Origin of the sequence: Microcystis sp. M_OC_Ca_00000000_C217Col (genome assembly GCF_007095585.1) — a bacterium.
GTDB classification, from domain to species: Bacteria; Cyanobacteriota; Cyanobacteriia; order Cyanobacteriales; family Microcystaceae; genus Microcystis; species Microcystis panniformis.
In genome coordinates this window covers 1-5,069 of the sequence record NZ_SFBV01000287.1, presented here as the reverse complement: position 1 = coordinate 5,069, position 5,069 = coordinate 1, and the positions used below count along the sequence as shown (strand labels likewise).

Genomic DNA, 5,069 nt, shown 5'->3' with positions numbered 1-5,069 from the left:
TTAACCTGTTTGTGCCTTAAGTCCTTCCCTGTATGGATTTCAGCTACTTTTGAGCGTAGGCGCTCTCATCGAATTTTATTTTAAGTTAATTATTTGCATAACAATTCCCGAAGAGCCATTAGTTTTTTCATTGAAAAATACAATTACTCTGTTGAAAATCAATTACAAGACTTTTCAATAAAGTGGAGTTCTTCTTTAGAGAATTTCTGGAAATCTCGAATAAAGTCTGATTTCGATGATAATTTAATTCAATTATCTCTATATAGACCTTATTTTAAGCAATTTCAATACACAGAAAAATTATTTAATCATCGATTGACAGAAAACCATTACGAGATGTTTTCATTAGATCTAAAGTCTTTTAATAAGATAATAGCTTTTTCTGGCATTAGTTCAAGCAAGCCTTTTCATTGTCTTTCATGTGATTTATTAATTGGTTTAGATACACTTGAAAAAACTCAATGTCTCCCCCTCTACTACTACGAGAGAGAAGGAAACCGTATCGACAATATCACCGATTGGGGATTGCAGCAATTCCAAAAACATTACAACGATAAAACCATCACCAAACTCGATATCTTCCACTACACTTATGCAGTCCTTCACTACCCGGAATATCGCAGTAAATATGAATTAAATCTTAAGCGAGAATTTCCGCGACTTCCCTTTTATGATAACTTCTCTCAATGGGTAGAATGGGGAAGCAAACTAATGGAATTACACATCAACTATGAAACCGTCGCACCCTACCCACTAACCCGCATCGATACTAATAATAACCTCAAACCAAAAACTAAACTAAAAGCTGACCGAGAAAAAAATTCCATCAACCTCGATGATATCACTTTCCTACAAGATATTCCCAAAATTGCCTGGGAATATAAACTCGGTAATCGTTCAGCCCTAGAATGGATTTTAGATCAATATAAGGAAAAGAAACCCAAAGATCAAACCATCGCCGAAAGATTTAATAACTATCGCTTCGCTGATTATAAAGAAACAGTAATTGACTTACTGCAAAGAGTCTGTACTGTCAGCGTCGAAACCATGAAAATAATAGAAGCGATGAGACATTAAAAAGATTGCTTCCGGGAAATCTTATTCTACACCCTGCCTCCAGTAAAAACTTTTTGCCGCAAACCCTAAGTAGGGAGGCACAATTATTTGTAGGATGGGTTAGCGGTAGCGTAACATGAGCGGGCGTTGGGTTTCATGCTTCAACCCAACCTACGTTCATCTTATATTTAATTCCACCCACCCACTTACTTTCTATTCTTGTCTAAGTTGTTGTAGTTTTTCTGTCTCTTGTGCGGGTGGGTGTAGAGTTTTTTTTGCGGGTTATTCTCAAGCGTTCGGCTATTCTTGCCACTGTCGCCACACTTAACACTATACCAGTTCTTTCTAGGAATAGTTTCGATAGTTCAGCTAGAGTTGCGTCATTATTTTCCTCAATTAACTCACCGAGGACGAGCATTTGTTCTGGAGTGAGTTTTAAATGACGTCCACATCGATAAGTCTTTGGTCGAACATCTCCCGTTTCTCGATATTGTTTCAACAGCTTTTGTACGAAACTCAGGGTTACGCAGAATCTTTTCGCTAATTGTCTTTGAGAGATGGGTTCGTTATAGTAACAGTCGAGGATTTTCTGACGGAACTCTACTGGATAGGATTTCATTTTTACTGCGGTTTAGCTATCGATGACATTATACTTCATATTTGTGAGAAAGAAAGAAAAATGTTATAGTGGGTTTTCTGGCGCGACCCAAGCGATCGCTAAAGATGTTATTATCTAGGGTCTGCTGAAAAAGTAGGGGCGAAGCATTCGGGCAATAACCTATCGGTGAAACCGTAGATTTTCTATCCGAATGCTTCGCCCCTACAGGACGCGGGCCGATGAAGACGCCAGGTTTTGAAGCACGATTCTCTCAAAATCTTGCACCTGTGGGAGCAAGAAAAGCCACAAAACCCTTACCATGCCTACATTTCACATTTATTCAGCCAGCCCTATCTAGGACAGTCAGCTGAAAATTCCCGCAACCTTCCTAGCCACCGATGAGAGCGATCGCTAAAGATGATATTCTTTATATTCACCATGAGGATGTACCGGTTTACAAAAAAGGCGGCTCAGTGGTGAGAAATAGTTATTTTTGGGCGCTAAAATCGATCGCCTGTGGAGCGCGTCGGGGACAGGATTGGGAGTTCGATGCGGAGGTGTGGGTGGCGCTGGTGCGGATGTTGCTCTGTTTTGCCAATTCTGGCTATTTGGGGGATGGTGAGACAATTTTAGAGTTTACTGTCGATTGTCCCATTCCCGAACCTTTGCGGGGGATATCTACTTACTTATAGCCTCGCTGAGATAGTTAGCGGTGGATTCCACCAGGGGAATAGTATTTTCGTATAACATTCGCGTCGGTCCGATAATGCCAACACTACCGACGGGAGTATCTCCCTGTTTATAAAAAGCGGAGATAAGAGTACAAGGGCGCATGGATTCCAGAGGATTTTCGGAACCAATAGTGATTTTGACTTTTTTAGCTGATTTTTCCGGTTCTGGTCTTTGTAAAATCAGGGGTAAAAGGCGATCCTGTTCTGCTTCCAATAGATGCAGTAACATTTGTACTTGTTGCCATTGGGCGAATTCGGGCTGTCGAATGACTTCAGCGACACCATGGACGATAATTTCTGGGGTGGCAGTGGATTGGAGACTAGCGCCGATTTCCTGGCTTAATTGTTGGAGAAAATGGGTATAACGGGTAAATTCTCGCTCGATTTGCTGCCAATCGAGGTTAATTAAATCTGCCAAGCAATAACCCTTTAATTTTTCCCCCAGAAAATTAGAGAGGATTTGTAATTCTTCTGCTAATCCATCCTTCTTGTCCGTTGCCATAGACTCAGGAATTTCTATCATAACCGAGCGTGTTTGTAAACTATCTGTAACAATAATTAACATGATCTGCCGGTCCGAGACGGGGACTAATTGCAGATGACGCAGGGTATTGGTGAGGGTGTGGGGGAGGGTAACGATAGCGATATAACCGCTTAAACCGGCTAAAAGTTGGGTGGCCCGTTGCAGCAGACTTTCGAGACTCCAAGCGGGAGATTTAGCGTTTTGATGCAGATAATAGCCGATTTTTTCGCCGATACGGTCATCGGGAGTCATCAACTCATCGACGTAGAGACGATAACCCCAATCGGAGGGAATGCGTCCGGAGGAAGTGTGGGGTTGATAGAGTAAACCTTCTTTTTCCAGTTTACCGAGAGCATTGCGAATCGTGGCGGAACTAACAGTAAACTTGTACTCATCAAGTAGAGTTTTCGAGCCAACCGGTTCGGCCGTGGCGATATAATGTTGGATTGTCGCCTTTAAGATATGTTGATAGCGATCACTGAGATGGGTTCTAGCGGACATAGGGGAATAATCTTAACAAAAGATTTATAACATTTTTTTAGACAGTATAACGCTTAATCAGTTATCAGTTATCAGTAATCCATGGTGAGAAAGGGGATAGTTTGCCTCTCTCTTTTCCCGATGGTGGCCATGAAAATTAGTAACGGGGAATATTAGGATCGACGAGGAGGGAATAAGCATCGATGCCACCGTTAATATTCTTAACATTAGTAAAACCCTGACTTTGTAGCCATTGGCACATTTGCAGGGATCTCATGCCATGGTGACAGATAACGAGGGTTTCCGCTTGGGGGTTGAATTGGCTGGCAATAGTGGGCGACCATTCTTGGTATTGACTCAAGGGTAAAATGGTAAAATTGGCTACAGATGCGATCGCAACTTCCTCTGGTTCGCGCACATCAATAAGTTGTAAATTAGGATCATGATCGGCTAAACGGAGAGCGAGTTCATGGACGCTAATTTCGGGAATGCTCATAGATTTGGTTTTAAGAATCGGTTATCTTTCCTTTAGAGTAGCAAATCGAGGGACCCTGAGCGGTTAGGGACTTGCGTAGGAATAATATCCCAGCCAAGTGGGGGGATTTGGTCAGTGCCAGAGCGGGGGGGTGATATAATGGGGAAACGGCAGGTATTGAAGAGATTGATGCTTTTTAGTACGCCGATTAATCGACAAGCTGAATTTCGATGAATATTGAACAAGCCGTTATCGAAAACTTGCGAAAACTTCCTTTAGAAAAACAACAAGAAGTCTTAAACTTCAGCCAATTTCTAACTCAGATAACTTCGCCAAAAATTGCAGAGATGACCTCCCACGAAAAAGCAGAAGATTGGCTAAAATTTCTGGAAAGTCAACCCAAGGATACCCCCGGATTACCCGATGAAGCCTTAGGGCGTGAAACTATCTATGACTGATGGCTAAATATCTATTTGATACCAATATTTTACTCAGGCTGAGTGACCGAATTTCCGCTAATTATGCCTTAGCAAGAGATGCGACCTATATCTTAATAGAGCAAGGACATAAATGCTGCTTGACCTCACAAATTATCATTGAGTTTTGGGTAGTTGCCACCCGTCCTACTGAGGTTAATGGGTTAGGCTGGACTCCTGAAAGAACTAAAAATCAAATCAATCAATTTCTAACCAGATTCACTGTCCTCGAAGAAACGCCAGAGATATTTCCCCTTTGGTTTCAATTAGTCACTGACTATAACATCAAGGGAAAAAGAACTCACGATATTAGGCTTCTGGCTGTTATGAAAGCTCATAGTATCACTCATTTATTAACCTTTAATCCTGATGACTTTGTTCCCCTTCCTAATATCATCATCCTTCAGCCGCAAGACTTACTTAATCCCTAATGGTGAGGGGAATTCTGGGGAACAGAAAAAAGCGCATTTGCCCCCGGCTGGATTTCAGTTAAGCTTTGATCAGAGGTTATTGCAGGAGGGAGTTATTGATACCGAATAGATTCACCCAGATGTATTGCGCTGAAACTATCTTTTCCCCGGTTTTTTATCCTCTGATTAATTTTTAAGTTGTACTGTATTCTCCCCACTTCCCCACTTCCCCACTTCCCCACTTCCCCACTTCCCCACTTCCCCACTTCCCCACTTCCCCACTTCCCCACTTCCCCACTTCCCCACTTCCCCACTTCCCC

At 42.1% G+C, this 5,069-nt stretch carries 6 protein-coding genes and 1 pseudogene; 4 read left to right on the top strand and 3 right to left on the bottom strand.

Features of this window, described 5'->3' with window-relative positions:
- Window positions 1-99: 99 nt before the first annotated feature.
- Window positions 100-1,077 (top strand): annotated as a pseudogene (locus EWV66_RS18370) (type ISP restriction/modification enzyme); the annotation flags it as partial.
- Window positions 1,078-1,279: 202 nt separating this feature from the next.
- Here the strand turns inward: EWV66_RS18370 and EWV66_RS18365 are convergent.
- Complete coding sequence (locus EWV66_RS18365; RefSeq protein ID WP_052275326.1) at window positions 1,280-1,675, bottom strand: helix-turn-helix domain-containing protein; 396 nt, start codon at window positions 1,673-1,675, stop codon at window positions 1,280-1,282.
- Window positions 1,676-2,052: 377 nt separating this feature from the next.
- Between EWV66_RS18365 and EWV66_RS18360 the strand changes: the two genes are divergently transcribed.
- Window positions 2,053-2,346: a hypothetical protein gene (locus EWV66_RS18360; RefSeq protein WP_002760270.1), complete on the top strand. Its 294-nt coding sequence runs from the start codon at window positions 2,053-2,055 to the stop codon at window positions 2,344-2,346.
- Here EWV66_RS18360 and hrcA read toward each other — a convergent pair.
- Both hrcA and EWV66_RS18350 read right to left on the bottom strand, forming a co-directional pair.
- Window positions 2,333-3,409 carry a heat-inducible transcriptional repressor HrcA gene (hrcA, locus tag EWV66_RS18355; RefSeq protein ID WP_008207188.1) on the bottom strand — a complete coding sequence of 359 codons (1,077 nt, stop codon included), beginning with the start codon at window positions 3,407-3,409 and terminating at the stop codon, window positions 2,333-2,335. The genes EWV66_RS18360 and hrcA overlap by 14 nt on opposite strands.
- Before the next feature lie 136 nt (window positions 3,410-3,545).
- Complete coding sequence (locus EWV66_RS18350) at window positions 3,546-3,884, bottom strand: rhodanese-like domain-containing protein (RefSeq protein WP_052275325.1); 339 nt, start codon at window positions 3,882-3,884, stop codon at window positions 3,546-3,548.
- Window positions 3,885-4,093: 209 nt separating this feature from the next.
- Between EWV66_RS18350 and EWV66_RS18345 the strand changes: the two genes are divergently transcribed.
- Both EWV66_RS18345 and EWV66_RS18340 read left to right on the top strand, forming a co-directional pair.
- On the top strand, window positions 4,094-4,321 hold the full coding sequence (locus EWV66_RS18345; RefSeq protein ID WP_052275324.1) for a hypothetical protein: 228 nt from the start codon (window positions 4,094-4,096) through the stop codon (window positions 4,319-4,321).
- A complete protein-coding gene (locus tag EWV66_RS18340) occupies window positions 4,321-4,770 on the top strand; it encodes a type II toxin-antitoxin system VapC family toxin (RefSeq protein ID WP_052275323.1) in 450 nt (149 codons plus the stop codon). The genes EWV66_RS18345 and EWV66_RS18340 overlap by 1 nt, the downstream gene beginning before the upstream one ends.
- Window positions 4,771-5,069 lie beyond the last annotated feature (299 nt).